This is a genomic window from Micromonospora citrea (genome assembly GCF_049629545.1).
Classification (GTDB): domain Bacteria; phylum Actinomycetota; class Actinomycetes; order Mycobacteriales; family Micromonosporaceae; genus Micromonospora; species Micromonospora citrea_A.
Genome location: NZ_JBNADX010000009.1, coordinates 83800 through 100114 on the forward strand (window position 1 = coordinate 83800; position 16315 = coordinate 100114).

At 73.4% G+C, this 16315-nt stretch carries 12 protein-coding genes; 6 read left to right on the forward strand and 6 right to left on the reverse strand.

Features of this window, described 5'->3' with window-relative positions; genetic code table 11:
• Nucleotides 1-66: 66 nt before the first annotated feature.
• Both ACPFP2_RS12485 and ACPFP2_RS12490 read right to left on the reverse strand, forming a co-directional pair.
• A complete protein-coding gene (locus ACPFP2_RS12485) occupies nt 67-597 on the reverse strand; it encodes a nitroreductase family protein (RefSeq protein WP_424089105.1) in 531 nt (176 codons plus the stop codon).
• 84 nt (nt 598-681) lie between these two features.
• The gene (locus tag ACPFP2_RS12490) at nt 682-1467 is read right to left on the reverse strand and encodes a hypothetical protein (protein ID WP_424089107.1); all 786 of its coding nucleotides are present in this window, start codon (nt 1465-1467) and stop codon (nt 682-684) included.
• 251 nt (nt 1468-1718) lie between these two features.
• Between ACPFP2_RS12490 and ACPFP2_RS12495 the strand changes: the two genes are divergently transcribed.
• Nucleotides 1719-2984, forward strand: a complete 1266-nt coding sequence (locus ACPFP2_RS12495; protein WP_424089109.1) for an aspartate kinase — start codon at nt 1719-1721, stop codon at nt 2982-2984.
• Between the two features lie 5 nt (nt 2985-2989).
• The gene (locus ACPFP2_RS12500; RefSeq protein ID WP_424089111.1) at nt 2990-4048 is read left to right on the forward strand and encodes an aspartate-semialdehyde dehydrogenase; all 1059 of its coding nucleotides are present in this window, start codon (nt 2990-2992) and stop codon (nt 4046-4048) included.
• A gap of 155 nt (nt 4049-4203) precedes the next feature.
• Here the strand turns inward: ACPFP2_RS12500 and ACPFP2_RS12505 are convergent, their stop codons facing one another.
• Nucleotides 4204-5625, reverse strand: a complete 1422-nt coding sequence (locus ACPFP2_RS12505; RefSeq protein ID WP_424089113.1) for a diguanylate cyclase — start codon at nt 5623-5625, stop codon at nt 4204-4206.
• Between the two features lie 206 nt (nt 5626-5831).
• Between ACPFP2_RS12505 and ACPFP2_RS12510 the strand changes: the two genes are divergently transcribed.
• Complete coding sequence (locus ACPFP2_RS12510) at nt 5832-6611, forward strand: phosphodiesterase (protein WP_424089115.1); 780 nt, start codon at nt 5832-5834, stop codon at nt 6609-6611.
• A gap of 599 nt (nt 6612-7210) precedes the next feature.
• On the opposite strand, the gene ACPFP2_RS12515 is transcribed toward ACPFP2_RS12510, so the two are convergent.
• Complete coding sequence (locus ACPFP2_RS12515) at nt 7211-8008, reverse strand: alpha/beta fold hydrolase (RefSeq protein WP_424089117.1); 798 nt, start codon at nt 8006-8008, stop codon at nt 7211-7213.
• Between the two features lie 324 nt (nt 8009-8332).
• On the opposite strand from ACPFP2_RS12515, the gene ACPFP2_RS12520 reads away from it, so the two are divergent.
• Nucleotides 8333-10045, forward strand: a complete 1713-nt coding sequence (locus ACPFP2_RS12520; protein WP_424089119.1) for a bifunctional metallophosphatase/5'-nucleotidase — start codon at nt 8333-8335, stop codon at nt 10043-10045.
• 251 nt (nt 10046-10296) lie between these two features.
• Here ACPFP2_RS12520 and ACPFP2_RS12525 read toward each other — a convergent pair whose 3' ends face one another.
• A complete protein-coding gene (locus ACPFP2_RS12525) occupies nt 10297-11577 on the reverse strand; it encodes an MFS transporter (RefSeq protein ID WP_424089121.1) in 1281 nt (426 codons plus the stop codon).
• Between the two features lie 119 nt (nt 11578-11696).
• On the opposite strand from ACPFP2_RS12525, the gene ACPFP2_RS12530 reads away from it, so the two are divergent.
• Together ACPFP2_RS12530 and ACPFP2_RS12535 are read left to right on the forward strand one after the other, a co-directional pair.
• On the forward strand, nt 11697-12170 hold the full coding sequence (locus ACPFP2_RS12530) for a hypothetical protein (protein WP_424089123.1): 474 nt from the start codon (nt 11697-11699) through the stop codon (nt 12168-12170).
• A 235-nt stretch (nt 12171-12405) separates the two neighbouring features.
• Nucleotides 12406-15018 (forward strand): right-handed parallel beta-helix repeat-containing protein, encoded by a 2613-nt coding sequence (locus ACPFP2_RS12535; protein WP_424089125.1) that lies wholly within the window; start codon nt 12406-12408, stop codon nt 15016-15018.
• A 107-nt stretch (nt 15019-15125) separates the two neighbouring features.
• On the opposite strand, the gene ACPFP2_RS12540 is transcribed toward ACPFP2_RS12535, so the two are convergent.
• Nucleotides 15126-16232 (reverse strand): calcium:proton antiporter, encoded by a 1107-nt coding sequence (locus ACPFP2_RS12540; protein WP_424089126.1) that lies wholly within the window; start codon nt 16230-16232, stop codon nt 15126-15128.
• Nucleotides 16233-16315: the final 83 nt, after the last annotated feature.

The window sequence follows — 16315 nt, forward strand, 5'->3', positions numbered from 1 at the left end:
CCGGAGGCCACGACATCCAGGATCGAGTGCGCCGCCGCCCGGCGGCGGGGGCCCGCGCTGGCGCAGTCAGCGCAGCAGCAGGGCGGGCACCGGGTGTCGGCGGCGCAGCGCCGTCTCCCGCCGGCACAGCTCCTCGGGGAGGGCGAACGGGTCGCCGAGCCGGCCGACGGCGGTGACCACCAGGGGGCGTACCTCCGGCGGCAGGTCGAGGTCGGCGCGGAGCGCGGCCCGGTCGAAGCCGGTGAGCTGGTGCGCGTGCAGGCCCAGCGCGGTGGCCTGGACGGTCAGGTGGGCCATCGCCTGACCCAGGTCGTACGCGCTCCGCTCCGGGTCGCCGCCGGTGTGCGCGCCGAGCACCAGGGCGCAGGCGTGCCGGGCCCAGCGTTGGTCGCGGTCGGGGAGGCTGACCAGGAGCCGCTTCCAGGTCTCGTCGTGGCGGTGGCCGAGGGCGAACCGCCAGGGCTGGGCGTTGCCCGCCGACGGTGCCCAGCGGGCGGCCTCCAGCAGCGAGGCCGTCTCGTCGCCGGTCAGCTCGGCGTCCGGGTCGAAGGCGCGGGGGCTCCAGCGGAACGCGAGCAGCGGGGTGAGGTCGACCATGCGTAGAGCGTCCCGTATGGGCGATTTGACCTCGCGACCGGGCCGGTCAAATGTGGGCAAGAGCACCCGTAACGTCACTGTGGGTCAGGGCGTTCCCGCGCTCGGGCTCTCCTCGACGGTCGGCGCGTCCGGACCGATCGGCTCGGCGTCCGTCACCGGGCCGGCCAGCGCGACCGTGGCCGGACCGGGGCCGGGCGGGGCGGCCAGGGTGAGCGTGCCCAGCGCCGCCCGGACGTGGGTCGGCGTCCCGTCCGCCTCGTAGCAGTAGATGCCGACGTCCAGGGGCGGGTGGAGCGAGGCGGAGGTGGTCTCCACGGCGTAGCAGCGCCCGGTCGCGCCGGCGGGCGGGGTGGCGGGGGAGACCGCCAGCGGGGTCCGCCGGTCGGTGAGCACCTCCAGCCAGTCCGTGAACGGGTGCTGCACGCGGGGGTCCAGCCGGCGTGGCACGACGTCGTCCCGGTCGCCGAGGCGTACGCAGCTCGCGCCCTCCGGGCGGCCGGCCGACGGCAGGCCGCACTGGAAGAGCCCGTCGGCGGTGGCGGCGAGCGAGACGTCGGCCGTGCCACCGAGCGCGCCGCCCGGGACGTCGACCCGCCAGGTGCCGTCCTCGGCGCGGACCACCGTGACCTCCCGGGCCGGGCCGTCGGTGCCGGTGAGGGTGTAGCGGGCGGTCAGGTGGCGGTCCCGCGCCGCCGCCGCCAGCGCCGCCAGATCGTCCCGCGCCGCGTCGGCCCCGGCGGGGGTCGGGCCGGCGGACGCGCTGGTGGCCGGTGCGGCCGGCGGGCCGGTGGTGCAGGCCGCGAGGAGGGCCACGAGGAGCAGGGTCAGCGCGCCGGTCAACCGTCGCGGCGCGGGCAGCTGGGCATGCACCGGGTCATTCTGCGCCGTGTCCGCGCCGCGCACGGACCCGCGCCGCCCGCGCGGCGTACCGGCGTGTCGCTCGCCACCGACAGCGGCCGGAACCGCAGGTCCGGCCGGTGCGGGCCGCCGGATGGTGGGATCACCCGACCCGGCCTCGCGTACCGCCCGATACCCTGGGAAGGTCTGACGCGCGCCGCCGGAGGAGAGAAACCGGCGGCGTCGGCACGCTCAGGGTCGTCGCTGGGAGGGAGTGCACCGTCGTGGCACTCGTGGTGCAGAAGTACGGCGGGTCCTCCGTCGCCAACGCCGAGCGCATCAAGCGGGTCGCCGAGCGCATCGTGGCCGCCCGCAAGGCGGGCGACGACGTCGTGGTGGTGGTCTCCGCCATGGGTGACACCACCGACGAGCTGCTCGACCTGGCCAACCAGGTCAGTCCGCTGCCGCCGGGGCGCGAGCTGGACATGCTGCTCACCGCCGGGGAGCGGATCTCCATGGCGCTGCTCGCCATGGCCATCCACAACCTGGGGTACGAAGCCCGCTCGTTCACCGGCTCCCAGGCCGGCGTGATCACCACCTCGGTGCACGGCAGGGCGCGGATCATCGACGTCACCCCGGGGCGGCTCAAGGGCGCGCTCGACGAGGGCGCCGTGGTGATCGTCGCCGGCTTCCAGGGCGTCTCGCAGGACACCAAGGACGTCACCACGCTGGGCCGGGGCGGTTCGGACACCACCGCCGTGGCGCTCGCCGCCGCCCTGCACGCCGACGTCTGCGAGATCTACACGGACGTGGACGGCATCTTCAGCGCCGACCCGCGGATCGTGCCGAACGCGCGGCACATCAAGCAGATCACCTACGAGGAGATGCTGGAGCTGGCCGCCTGCGGCGCCAAGGTGCTGCACCTGCGCAGCGTGGAGTACGCGCGGCGCGCGGGGTTGCCGATCCACGTCCGTTCGTCATACTCGACCAACACCGGCACCATGGTCACCGGATCGATGGAGGACCTTCCCGTGGAACAGGCGCTGATCACCGGGGTCGCCCACGACCGCAGTGAAGCCAAGATCACCATCGTCGGCGTGCCCGACGAGCCGGGCGCCGCCGCGCGGATCTTCGACACCGTGGCCGGTGCCGAGATCAACATCGACATGATCGTGCAGAACGTCTCCACTGAGGGCACCGGCCGCACGGACATCTCGTTCACGCTGCCCAAGGCCGACGGTCCCACCGCCATGGCCGCCCTCAGCAAGATCCAGGAGACGGTCAAGTTCAAGGGCCTGCTCTACGACGACCACGTGGGCAAGGTGTCGCTGATCGGCGCCGGCATGCGGTCGCACCCGGGTGTCGCGGCCGGCTTCTTCGCCGCGCTCGGCGCCGCCGGCGTCAACATCGAGATGATCTCCACCTCGGAGATCCGGGTCTCGGTGGTCTGCCGGGACACCGACCTCGACAAGGCCGTCCGCGCCATCCACGACGCCTTCGAGCTGGGCGGCGACTCCGAGGCCGTGGTCTACGCGGGGACGGGACGGTAGCACCGGTGACGGGGCGGCCCACCCTGGCCGTGGTCGGGGCGACGGGTGCCGTCGGCACCGTGATGTGCGAGCTGCTCTCCTCCCGGCGCAACGTCTGGGGCGAGATCCGGCTGCTCGCCTCGGAGCGCTCGGTCGGGCGGAAGGTGCGCTGCCGGGGCGAGGAACTGACCGTGGGGGCGCTCACCCCGGAGGCGTTCGACGGCGTCGACGTGGCCATGTTCGACGTACCGGACGAGGTCTCCGCCGAGTGGGCGCCGGTCGCGGTCGGCCGGGGCGCGGTCGTGGTGGACAACTCGGGCGCCTTCCGGATGGACCGGGACGTCCCGCTGGTGGTGCCCGAGATCAACCCCGAGCAGGTGCGGAACCGGCCGAAGGGGATCCTCGCCAACGCCAACTGCACCACCCTCGCCATGATCGTGGCGATCGCCCCGCTGCACCGCGAGTACGGGCTGCGCGAGCTGGTGCTCGCCTCGTACCAGGCGGTGTCGGGGGCGGGTCAGGCGGGCGTGGACGCGCTGCACGGCCAGCTCGGCAAGATCGCCGGTGACCGGGTGCTCGGCTCCCGCCCCGGCGACGTGCGGCAGGCGGTCGGCGAGGAACTCGGCCCGTTCCCCGCGCCGCTGGCGCTCAACGTGGTGCCGTGGGCGGGGGCCTTCGCCGACGGGGGCTGGTCCTCCGAGGAGATGAAGATCCGCAACGAGTCCCGCAAGATCCTCGGGCTGCCCGACCTCAAGGTCTCCGCGACCTGCGTACGGGTGCCGGTGGTGACCGGTCACTCGGTGGCCGTGCACGCGGTCTTCGCCACCGAGGTGGACGCCGAGGGCGCCCGCGAGGCGCTGCGCAACGCCCCGGGCGTGATCCTGGTGGACGACCCGGCGGCCGGCGAGTTCCCGATGCCGATCGACGCGGTCGGCACCGACCCCTCCTGGGTCGGCCGGATCCGCCGCGCCCTCGACGACCCCCGTGCCCTGGACCTCTTCGTCACCGGCGACAACCTCCGCAAGGGCGCCGCCCTCAACACCGCCCAGATCGCCGAACTCCTCGCCAAGGAACTCACCCCCTAGACCCTCGGCGATCTTGCACCCCACCCCACCCCCGCGCGATCTTGCACTTCGGGTTGTCGGCTTGCCCTGCTTCGTGGCTTTTGACGGCACCACAAGTGCAAGATCGCGCGGGGGTGGGGTGGGGCGCGGGGGTGGGGCGCGGGGGTGGGGTGGGGTTAGGCGGCGGCTAGGCGGACGCCGTCGCGGCCGTGCCGTTTGACCGCGTACAGGGCCTGGTCAGCGCGGCGGAGGGTCGCCTCGCCCGGCTCGCCGGGGTGGGGCAGGGCGACGCCGACGCTGATGGTGCGGCCGGTGCGTCTCGCCGCCTCGGTGAGCCGCTCGGCGATCCGGACCGCCTCGTCGGGGCGGCTGACCTCGATCACCGCGACGAACTCGTCGCCGCCGATCCGGTACAGCTCGTCGCCCTGGCGCAACGCCCCCTCCAGGGCCCGGGCCAGCCCGACCAGCAGCCGGTCCCCGGCCTGGTGGCCGTACGTGTCGTTGACCGTCTTGAAGCCGTCCACGTCGATCGCCAGCAGGGCGGTACGCCCCGGCGTGGCCGTCCGGATCCGCTGCCCGAAGGGCCCGGTGTGGCGCAGGCCGGTGAGCGGGTCGGAGCTGGCCTGCTCGCGGAGCCGGGCCAGGGTACGCAGCCGGTCCAGGGCGCCCCACGCCTGGCCGGCGAGCAGTTCCATCAGGTTGACCGTGGTCGGGTCGGGTCGGAGCAGCCGTTCGTCGGCGACCAGCAGCACCCCGCCGGAGTCGGGCGGGCCCACCGGCACCGACACCAGGGTCCGCACCCCGGCCCGGACCAGCGGCTCGTACTCCTCGGTCGGGGGCAGCCCGGCCTCGCCCAGGGTGTACGCCGATCCGTGCCGGTGGGCGCGGCCGACCAGCCGGCCGAGCGGCCCGGTTCCCGCCTCGGTCAGTTCGGCGCGGATGCGCGCCTCCAACTCGCCGGGCACGCCGGTCGGGTCGCCGACCCGGGGGCCGCGCCGGCCGCCGAGCACCAGCACGGCGGCGGAGAGGGTGGAGACGTCCCGGGCTGCGGTGATCGCGGCGGCCATCAGGTCCCACTCGGTGGGGGCGGAGGTCATCGCGGTGGCGTGCCGGAGCAGCTTCTCGCTGCGGCTCTCGGCGGGCGGACCGCCGAGCGCCATGATCCGGGCGCCGAGCCGGGCGGCCAGCCGCGCGGCGGTCGCCCGCCAAGGGGCCAGCTCGACGGGCTCGCTCCACTGCAGGTCGAGCACGCCGATCGGGCGGCCCGCCGGGTCCAGCACCGGCACGCAGATCTCGGTGGTGACGTCGGGGCGTACCGGGAGGTAGTCCGGGTCCTGGGTGACGTCGGTGACGGTGGCGCTCTCGCCGGAGGCGTAGACCCGGCCGACGATGCCGGACTTCGGCGGCACGGTGGAGAAGACCTGCCAGGCGCCGGTCGCCGCGACGCAACGCAGCCGGTCGTGGACCTGGAGCAGGACGGAGATCGTCGCGGGGGTGTACCGGGCGAGCGCGGTCACGGTCCACCGGCACGCCTCGACCGCGGTCGAGGCCATCGGCAGGCGGACCGTGACGTCCCGTACGACTCTGTCGTGATCCACGTTCTTCCAGGTGAGGGTGGGACCCGGCCGGCGCCGGGGCTGCGATCAAGCGTACTCAGCAGGCGTCGCCCGCCCACACGAAGATCAACTTTGTTCGTACACATGTTTCATCCACAGGGTGTGGACGTGGCCTGTGGGTTACCGACGGGACCACGCCGGGTGCGTCGCGGGGTTAGCGTGAGGGGCCCGGTCGCAGTGGAGGAGCCATGCTCGTCGCCCAGCTGAGTGACCCGCACCTGACCACCGGCGTGCTCGCCGCCGCGCCCGCCGCCGGTCTGCACCGGGCCCTCGGCCGGGTGCTGGCGCTGCGCCCCCGTCCCGACTGCGTGGTGATCTCCGGCGACCTGGTCGACCAGGGCCGCCCCGACGAGTACGCGGCGCTGCGCGAGGTGCTCGGCCGGTACCCGCTGCCGGTGCACCTGGTCACCGGCAACCACGACGACCGCGAGTCGCTGCTGGACGCCTTCGGCGGCACGCCCTACCTGGGCGGTGGCTTCTCCGCGTACTACCACGTCGACCATGCCGAGCTGACCGTCGTCGCGCTGGACTCGCTGGTGCCCGGTGAGAGCGGCGGCCGGCTCGGCGAGGACCAGCTCGGCTGGCTCGACGGGGTGCTCGCCGGGCGACCGGACGTGCCGGCCCTGGTCTTCCTGCACCACCCGCCGGTCGCCGTCGGTGTCCCGGCCGCCGACGTCATCCGGCTCGCCGACGGCGACGCCCTCGCCGCGGTGATCCGCCGGCACCCCCACGTGGTACGCGTCGCCACCGGCCACCTGCACCGCCCGGTCACCGCCGCCTTCGCCGGCACCGTGCTCACCGTCGCGCCCAGCACCTGGCGGCAGGCGTCGCTGACCATGAGTCCCGACGAGGAGATCGGCTGGGTCGACGAGCCGACCGCGTTCCTGCTGCACGTCGTCGAGCCGGGCGGCTGCGTGACCCACACCGTGCAGGTCAGCCACGCCGCCGGCATGACCTGCGGCTTCTGACCGGCCCCCGGGTGCCGCAACTGCCCTGAACGCCGTGTCCGGCAGGTGGGGCGGGGTCGTCGCCCACCTGGCCGACCGGCCCGGGGGTGCCGGGCACTGGACCTGCGCTGCCCTGAGGGCGCTGCGCACGGCCTGGCCCGCCGGGGGCGTCGGCGCGCTCGCAACGCCGGCGGTTCCGGGGTGGCCGGGTCGGCGCGATCTGCCGCAGGGTGCGTCGGTCTCGCTGCCCGAGCGGGTCGGTTCGTTCCCCGGTCGGGCGGGTGCGGCGACGGACGGGTCGGTCCGGGTCGCTCTGTCGCGGGCGCGGAACAGGCCGATCGCCCAAAAACGGATCACCATTCGGGTCCCGTGGTCGGGACTGACGGATTTGTTTGCGTCCGCAGACGTTCGGCGGGTCCACAGTTGCCACTCGGCATGGATAGCCTCGGCGCACTCCTGGCGGCCGGCGCCCTGAGGGGCGGGTGCCGGCACGTCATCCGACCGTCCCGGGGAACGGGCGGCGACTCCCCGGCACCGGGAGCCGGCGGCCCTCCCCGGGACGGTCGCCCCTGCCGTGGTCAGCCGGTCGGTCGGTTGCCGACCCGGCCGACGTGACGTGGTCAGCCGAGCAGGGCGCGGCGCAGCTCCGGGGCCAGCCGGTCGGCGGGCACCTCGTGGAATCCGCCCGCCAGGCTCAGGTGCCGGGCTCCCGGCACCGCCTCGGCCGCGGCCCGCGCGGCGTCGCGCAGCCAGTCCGGGCTGCCCGTGCTGTCGACGACCACGGTCGGCGCGGTGATCGCGGCGAGGCGCTCGGCGGGGAGGCTGCCGTCCCCGGTGACGGTTGCGTCGTACACGAGGGTCGGGGCCAGCATCTCCATCCAGGGCCACATCGGCTGCTCCCGCATCCCGCGCACCTCGTCGGCGGGGACACCCACCGCCTCGACCAGGAAGCACTCGACCGTGTCGCCCCGCCGCCCCGCCGCCACCAGCTCCGCGAGCTTCGGTGCGATCGCCGCCCGGGAACCGGCGTGCGCACCCACCTGGAACGGCGGCTCGAACAGCGCCAGCCCCGTCACCGGCAGGCCGGCGGCGGTCGCCAGGGCGGCGAGGATCGCACCGGAGGAGAGACCGTAGACGTACGCCGTGCCGCCGGCCGCCCCGATCACCGCCGCCAGGTCCTCGATCTCGCGCTCCACCGCGTACGGGGCGGTGTCGCCGCTGTCGCCCCGGCCGCGCCGGTCGTACCCGAGGACGGTGAAGTCCGCCGCCAGCGCGGCGGCGAGCTCCCGGGTGGTGGAGCGGTCGTTGAACGCGCCGCCCACCAGCACCATCGCCGGCCCGTCGCCACTGCGCTCGTACGCGATCGTCGTGCCGTCCGCGGACCGCGCGGTGCCCACCGTCCAGGTTGTCCCAGCCATCTTCCGTCCCTCCGTCGCCTGTCGTCTCCCATCCTGGTCGGAGCCACCGACGACAAACCGACAACCTCCCCCCGGGGCCGCCGTCATCTACCCGTCATGTCGGAATCGTCCGAACGTCCGACCGCCGCCACCTGACGTATCCGCAGGTCTGTTCGACTTCCCCAGTCGACCGGCGGTGGGGGGAGGTGAGAGGCTGTCTCCCGACGGAGCGGCGAACCCCCGACCGCCGCCATCCGCGATCGACCCCTGCCACGGCACGGATCAGGGTCGCCGGGCGAACCATCGTCCGCGCAGCGTCCAACGCCGAACCTCACGAGGAGTTCCATGTCCGTCCCCGGGATGCGTAGGGCCGCCATCGGTCTGACCGCGCTCGCCGCGGCCGCGCTGAGCACGGTCGCCGTCAACCCGAACCAGGCCGAGGCCGGCCCCAAGCCGGTCGACGTCAAGCTGCTCGCCCTCAACGACTTCCACGGCAACCTGGAGCCCCCGGGCGGTTCCAGCGGCACCATCGCCGGCCAGCCCGCGGGTGGTGCGGAATACCTCGCCACCCAGCTCGCCGCGCTGCGCGGCGCCACCGAGAAGGAGCAGGAGCGGACCATCACGGTCGCCGCCGGTGACCTGATCGGCGCCTCGCCGCTGCTCTCCGCCGCGTTCCACGACGAGCCCACCATCGAGGCGCTCACCATGGCCGGGCTGGACTTCGCCAGCGTCGGCAACCACGAGTTCGACGAGGGCGCCAACGAGCTGCTCCGCATCCAGAACGGCGGCTGCCACCCGGTCGACGGCTGCGCCGACGGCACCCCGTACGAGGGGGCCGGCTTCCAGTACCTCTCCGCCAACGCCTTCAAGACCGCCACCGGCCAGCCGCTGCTGCCGCCGTACGGCATCAAGAAGGTCGCCGGCGTCAAGGTCGGCTTCATCGGGATGACCCTGGAGGGCACCCCGCAGATCGTCAGCCAGGAAGGTGTCGCCGGCCTGACCTTCGCCGACGAGGCCGAGACCGCCAACAAGTGGGCCCGCGTGCTGCGCGCCCAGGGCGTCGAGAGCATCGTCGTGCTGCTGCACGAGGGCGGCCAGCAGGACTCGACCGGCGGCATCAACGACTGCAACGGCTTCACCGGCCCGATCGTCGACATCGCCAACCGGATGGACCCGGCCATCGACGTGGTGGTCAGCGGGCACACCCACCAGGCGTACAACTGCGAGATCAACGGCAAGCTCGTCACCAGCGCCAGCTCGTTCGGCCGCCTGGTGACCGACATCGACCTGAAGATCGACCGGAAGACCGGTGACGTGCTCACCGCGTCGGCGAACAACGTCGTGGTCACCCGCGACGTCGCCAAGGACCCGGCGCAGACCGAGCTGATCACCCGCTACAAGACGGCCCTCGGCCCGGTCGCCACCAAGGTCGTCGGCACCACGGCCGAGCCGCTCAACCGGACCCAGGAGACCCTCTTCGGTACGGCCAAGGGCGAGTCCCCGCTGGGCAACGTGATCGCCGACGCGCAGCTCGCCGCGACCGACACCGAGCAGGGCGCGCTCGGCGCGTTCATGAACCCCGGTGGTGTCCGCGCCGACCTCGACGCCGGCCCGGTCACCTACGAGGAGGCGTTCACCGTCCAGCCGTTCGCCAACAACCTGGTGACCCTCGACCTCACCGGCGCGCAGCTCTACTGCGTGCTGGAGCAGCAGTTCGTCGTCGGCCGGACGCTCTACCCGTCCTCGACGGTCAACTACACGGTCGACGTGAACGGCACCACCGGCACCACCGCCGACCCGTGCGCCGGCACCCGGGTCGTCCGGGGCAGCCTGACCCTGGGCGGCGTCACGGTCACCGACTCCGGCACCTACCGGGTCACGGTGAACAACTTCCTCGCCGGCGGCGGCGACGGGTTCACCGCCCTCAAGAGCGGCACCAACCAGGTCACCGGCATGATCGACCTGGACGCCTTCGTGGCGTACCTGACCGCGTCCTCGCCGGTCTCCGCGCCGGCCCTGGACCGGATCCGTACCACCGCCGAGGTCCCCGCCGCCTGACGGCAGCCCTCGACACGACGGGCCCCGGAGCACCCGCTCCGGGGCCCGTCCCCGTTCCTGCCCTCGTCCCGCCGGACCTGCCTGGCGGTCGAGCGTGGCCTGCCTGGCCCGGCTGGCGTGCCTCACCTGGGCTGGGCTGCCGGTCAAGATCGTGCTCGATCCTGGATGCAGTGGCCTCCAGCGCGCTCGGACGGCACTACATCCGGGATTCAGCACGATCATGGCCGCGACGGGATGCGCGTGTAGCCGGATCAGGCAGGGGTGGGGGCGGCGGCCGGGTCGTCGGCGACGCGGACCTGCCCGTCCTGAACGGCGGAGAGCAGCGGCCGCAGGGACAGGGCGATCACCGAGGCGGCCAGGCAGCCGCCGACCACGACCGCCACCCACACCTTGCCGTCGGCGGCCCCGATCAACGGGCCGGCGGTCACCGGCCCGATCACCCCGCTGATCCCGAAGATCATCGAGCTCATCGCGTTGTACCGGCCCCGCAGCTCGTCGGTGGCGAGCGCGTTGGTCAGCGCCGGCATCACCGGGGAGAGCATGGTCTCGCCGAAACCGAAGACCGCCGCGCAGGCCACCACGCCGAGCGCCGCCACGACGGCGTTGCCCGTGCCCACCACGCCGGCCGCGCCGAGGATCAGCCAGGCGGCGGCGAAGACCGCACCGACCACCGCCAGCGCTCCGGTACGGCTGCGCCCCTCCATCCGCCGGATCACCAGCAACTGGGACAGCACGATCATCACGGTGTTGCCGGCCAGCGCCCAGGCCACGACCCGGGGCGTCACCTCGGCGACCCGGACCGCGTACGCGGTGAAGCCCACCTCGATCTGGGCGTACCCGCAGGTGGTGAGGACCAGACCGAAGATCACCAGGCGGCGGAACGGTCGGTCCCGCAGCACGGTGAGGTAGCCCCCGCTCGAACCCTTCGCGCCGGCCGTGACGTCGGCGAGCCGGTGACCGACGTGCGGCAGGCTCAGCAGGATCAACGCCGGGGTCAGGTAGCTGATCGCGTCGAGCAGGTAGATCAGCTCGAAGGTGATCGGCCGCGCCGTGTCCACGATGGCGCCCGAGGTCAGGCCGCCGACGCCGATGCCCAGGTTGAGCAGGGCGAAGTTCAAGCCGTACACCCGCTGCCGCTCGTCGTCGGCGGTGAGCGACGCGAGGATGGTGTTCTGCCCGGACCAGATCGCCGAACTGCCGATCGCGACCACGGTGATCACGCCGAACGCCGAGCCGGTCGAGTCGACCAGCGCGAGCGAGCCGGTGCCGACCGCCTCGATCAGCAGGGCCGGCAGCAGCACCCGACGGGCGCCGAACCGGTCGATGAGCGTCCCGCCCAGCGGGGAGAGCGCCAGGGTGACCGCGCCGTACCAGCCGATGACCAGGCCGGCGCGGGGGTCGGAGAGGCCGCGCACGTCGGTCAGGTAGATGAAGAGGAACGGCAGGGTCAGGCCGCGTCCGATCGCCGACAGCAGGGTGCCCAGCAGGATGCGGCGGGCTTCCGGACGGCGGGGGAGGGATCGGCGCAGCATGCCGCGATTCTGTCCAGCGGGTCCGACAGGCCGCGACGGGTTTTGTCGCCGCTCGCGCATGTCACGTGATCAAGCGCACGCGGACCGGCGCTGTCGGGCGGCTCTGCCATGCTGGCCCGGTGAGCGTGACCTGGCGACACCTGCCCGCACCGGCCCGCGAGATCGCCGTCGCCGCCACCGACGCCGTCGAGGCGGCACAGGCTCGCGACGGCGAGGCGTACGAGGCGGCGACCGCGCGGCTGGCCGCCGCGGAACGCTCCGGGCTGGTCCTCGGCTCGGTGGTACGGCTGCTGCTCGAGGAGGTCCACCCGGACGGGCTCGACTCCGACGACGTCCGGCAGGTGCTGGAGCGGTGCGTCCGGGCGGCGGCGCAGTGGCGGCCGGACGTCGACCCGCACGTGGTGCTGGTCCTGCTGGCCGGGGCGCTCGGTGTGTACGACCCGGGCGAGGACGACGCCCCGCCCGATCCTGCGGCCGTCGCCCGGCACGCCCCGCTGCTCGTCGCCGATCTGCTCGCGGTGACCGGCGGGCCGGTCGAGGGCTACCTGGGCGCGGCGTTCGCCGAGATCGAACGCACCGAGCGGCACGACTGAGCCGTCTCGGCTCTGTCCGGCCTGCCGAATGCTCGACCAGACCGACCGGGGCGGACGGTGCCCGTGGCCGTCGCCGGCGCCGGTGACCACGGCGGCGGTCGGCGAGCTGTATGGCCGCTTCCCGTTCCGGCATTGACCCGTCGGGCGAGGGCATTGACCGATCGGCGCTGATGAGATCGACGGTCGCCCCGATAAGCTCCCGGCACACATGATCGATTTGTCACGGGGGCGGTTGATGGACAGACGTGCGTGGGTGCGGCTCGCGGTCGTACCACTGGTCGGGGGCGCGGGCCTGGTCGGCCCTGCGACGCCCGCGGCCGGTGCCGCACCGGCACCGGTCACCCAGGCGGTGACCGACGAGCTGTACGTGAGCAACAAGGACTGCGCGCCGGGTGGCGACGGCAGTGTGGACCGGCCGTTCTGCACCGTCTCGGCGGCGGCGGTCGTGGCCCGGGCCGGCCAGACGGTGCTGGTGCAGCCGGGCAACTACCCGGAGTCGGTCACCTTCACCCGCTCGGGCGTCGACGGCGCGCCCATCACCTTCCGGGCGGTCAACGGCCCGGACGGCCAGGTCGCCGTCGGCAACACCACCAGCGGGGCCGTGACCGGCACCGTCTTCACCCTCTCCGGCGTGCACGACGTCGCGATCGAGGGCTTCCGGCTGGTGAGCGTCGCCGACCAGCCCGCCCTGGTCGTCGACCAGGTCCAGCGGGTCACCATCGACGCGGTCAGCGTCCTCGGGTCCCGCGCCCCGGGAGGTGCCGTCCGCGTCACCGGCGCGTCGGCCGACGTCACCGTGAGCCGTAGCTGGCTGGCGAACCTGCCCGCCAGCATGCCGAGCCTGGTGGTCGACGCGGGAGTCACCGGAGTGGTGCTCACCAACAACCAGTTCTCCTACGCGGGGCTACGGATCACCGACGCGCCGGGCACCGTCATCACCAACAACACCCTCGTGACGAACTGCAGCCGGGGGATCGACGTGACCGGTGCCTCGACGGGCGTGTCGATCGAGAACAACATCGTGCGCACGAACCGGAACCGGGAGCTGTGCAGCGTCCCGGCGAACGCCACCGCCATCGCGGTCTCGGCCCCGTCCGTGCCGGGCACGGTGCTGGACCACAACCTGATCGATCCGGTCACGGGCGGAGCCCTGTACTCCTGGGGCGACACGACGTACCAGGATCTGGCCGCGTTCCGGCAGGCGACCGGGCAGGGTGGGCACGACATCGTGGCGGACCCCCTGATCGGTTATCAGAAGAGCGTCATGCGGGCCTGGTTCCCGCTGGAGTCGAACTCGCCGGCGGTCGACTCCGGAAATGCCTCGGCCAGGGGCGTGACCCGTACGGACATGCTGGGCAACCCACGCAGCGACAACCCCGACGTCGCCAACGCCGGCACCGGCTCCGGTTATCACGACCGGGGCGCGATCGAGGTGCAGGGCGGTGTGATCGGCGGCCAGGTAGGTATCCAGCGCAAGCGCGGCAGCGACCCGATGGCCGTGACGGCGATGGCCGCCCCGCAGTACGCCTGGCCGACCGACGGTGACGGCGGCGCCATCGCGTACAAGTTCGGCGACGAGAAGTTCTGGCGGGTGACCGACGCCCGGACGCGCGATCACACCTTCCGTCGGGGTGGACGGGCCTGCGTGGCGACCCGGACCAGCTTCACCGGGTTCCGGGTGGCCGCCGAGTACAGCTACTCGCACTGCACCACCGTCGGGGCGCTCTACACGCCGGTGGCACCGACCCGGCTGCTGGACACGCGGGCGGCGATCGGCACCGCCACCACCACCGCCGTGCCGCCCAAGGGTGAGCTCGTCCTGCCGGTGCCGAGCGTCGGCGGCGTGCCGGCCGGCGACATCACCGCGCTGGTCCTCAACGTGACGGTCACCAGGCCGACGGCGTCCGGCTTCATCACCGTCTACCCGGACGGTGGCACGCTGCCCGGCTCGTCGAACGTCAACTTCGTCGCCAACGAGACCGTGCCGAACCTGGTCAGCGTGCCGATGGGTGACGGCATCCGCTTCCGCAACACCAGCAGCGGGACCGTGCACCTGGTCGCCGACCTCCAGGGCTTCCACGGCCGGCAGGGCGCCGGCTTCAAGCCGCTCAGCCCGGTCCGGGTGCTGGACACCCGCACGTCGACGCCGCTGGCCGGCAACGCCGACCGACGACTGGACTTCGCCGGTCGGCTTCCGGCCGACGCGACGGCGGCGATCCTGAACGTGACGGTCACCAGGCCGACCGCCGCCGGGGTGCTGAAGGTCTACCCGGACGGTTCACCGGCGCCGGTCGCCTCGAACCTCAACTTCGTGGCCGGGCAGACGATTCCGAACCTGGTGATCGTGCCGGTGGTCGCCGGCAAGGTGATGATCCGCAACGCCGGCTCCGGGACCACCCACGTGGTCGCCGACCTGGCCGGCTACTTCGGTTCGGGGGCGTCCGGCGCCAACCAGCTCTACGTGCCGTCCGGGCCGATCCGGATCGCCGACACCCGCGACGACTCGGGCTGGATCAAGGTGGTCTCCGGCCAGCTTGGCAGGTACCAGAAGGCGCCGTTCGCGGTGCAGGGCGCGACGGGCTGTGACTTCGAGTGCCCGCGGCCGACGGCCGCGGTGCTGAACCTGACCGTCACCGCGCCGACGGCCGCGGGTGTGCTGACCGCGTACCCGGCGGACGAGGCGGCGCCGACCGCGTCGAACGTCAACTTCGTCGCCGGCGAGACGGCCGCGAACCTGGCCGTGGTCAAGGTCGGCGCGAACGGGCAGGTCGCGGCGTTCAACAACAGCAGTGGCTACACCCACGCCATCGTCGACCAGTCCGGGTACTTCATCGCCCCGGCTTCCTGATCGCGAGGCTCCGGCCCCGACCATCTCCTGGACGGTCGGGGCCGGAGCCGTCGGTGGTGCCGTGTGCCGCTCGGCGGCCTCGACCGGCCCGACAGTGGGCCGGTCGGTCAGGGGCTGGCGGCGAGGAAGACGAACGCCGCGAGCAGCACCAGGTGCACCCCGCCCTGGAGCACGGTCGCCCGGCCCGGGACGACGGTGAGTACGCCGGTCACCGCGGTCAGCGCCAGCAGCGTCAGCTGGGTGCCACCGAGGCCGAGCAGCAGCGGCCCGTCCAGCCAGATGGAGGCGATGGCGATCGCCGGGATGGTGAGGCCGATGCTGGCCATGGCGGAGCCGAGGGCGAGGTTGAGGCTGATCTGCACCCGGTCGCGCCGGGCGGCCCGGGCGGCGGCGAGGGTCTCGGGGAGCAGGACGAGCAGCGCGATGACCACGCCGACGAAGGCCTGCGGCAGGTTCGCGGCGGCGACGGCGGACTCGATGGCGGGGGAGACACCCTTCGCCAGGCCCACCACGGCGATCAGCGAGACGAGCAGCAGGGCGAGGCTCGCCAGCGCGGTACGCCCCGAGGGCGGGTCGGCGTGCCCGTCGCCGTCGGCGTCGACGACGCTCCCGTCGCTGGTGACGGGGAGGAAGTAGTCGCGGTGCCGGCCGGTCTGCACCATGACGAAGAGCCCGTAGAGGGCGAGCGACGCCACCGCGGCGAAGGCGAGTTGGGCGGGGGAGAACTCGGGGCCGGGCCGGCTGGTGGTGAAGGTGGGCACCACCAGGCTGAGGGTGGCGAGGGTGGCGACGGTGGCCAGCGCGCCGCCGGTGCCCTCGGGGTTGAACACCGCCACCCGGCGGCGGAGGGCGCCGAGCAGCAGGGACAGGCCGAGGATGCCGTTGCAGGTGATCATGACGGCGGCGAAGACGGTGTCCCGGGCCAGCGCCTGGGCCTTGTCGCCGCCGCTGATCATCAGGGTCACGATCAGCGCGACCTCGATCACCGTGACCGCGACCGCGAGCACCAGCGAGCCGTACGGCTCACCGACCTTGTGCGCGACCACCTCGGCGTGGTGCACGGCCGCCAGCACCGCGCCGGCCAGGAAGGTGGCGACCACCGCGACCACGATCCCCGAGAGGTCACGGCCCCAGGTGAGCACGAGCAGCACGACCGCGAGGACGGGTACGAAGACGGTCCAGTGGGACAAACGGGATCGAATCAACGCGGTCATGCGCTCAAGAATGCCAGGCGTGATGATCGGTCGCCGAGCGTCGCCCGCACCCCTTCCGGACGGCCGACCGGAGCCATCGGTGC

Bases quoted from the DNA above. Each gene is read 5' to 3' on its own strand.
- ACPFP2_RS12485 (WP_424089105.1), bottom strand. From the start codon at position 597: ATGGTCGACCTCACCCCGCTGCTCGCGTTCCGCTGGAGCCCCCGCGCC.
- ACPFP2_RS12510 (WP_424089115.1), top strand. From the start codon at position 5,832: ATGCTCGTCGCCCAGCTGAGTGACCCGCACCTGACCACCGGCGTGCTC.
- ACPFP2_RS12515 (WP_424089117.1), bottom strand. From the start codon at position 8,008: ATGGCTGGGACAACCTGGACGGTGGGCACCGCGCGGTCCGCGGACGGC.
- ACPFP2_RS12520 (WP_424089119.1), top strand. From the start codon at position 8,333: ATGTCCGTCCCCGGGATGCGTAGGGCCGCCATCGGTCTGACCGCGCTC.
- ACPFP2_RS12525 (WP_424089121.1), bottom strand. From the start codon at position 11,577: ATGCTGCGCCGATCCCTCCCCCGCCGTCCGGAAGCCCGCCGCATCCTG.
- ACPFP2_RS12535 (WP_424089125.1), top strand. From the start codon at position 12,406: ATGGACAGACGTGCGTGGGTGCGGCTCGCGGTCGTACCACTGGTCGGG.
- ACPFP2_RS12540 (WP_424089126.1), bottom strand. From the start codon at position 16,232: ATGACCGCGTTGATTCGATCCCGTTTGTCCCACTGGACCGTCTTCGTA.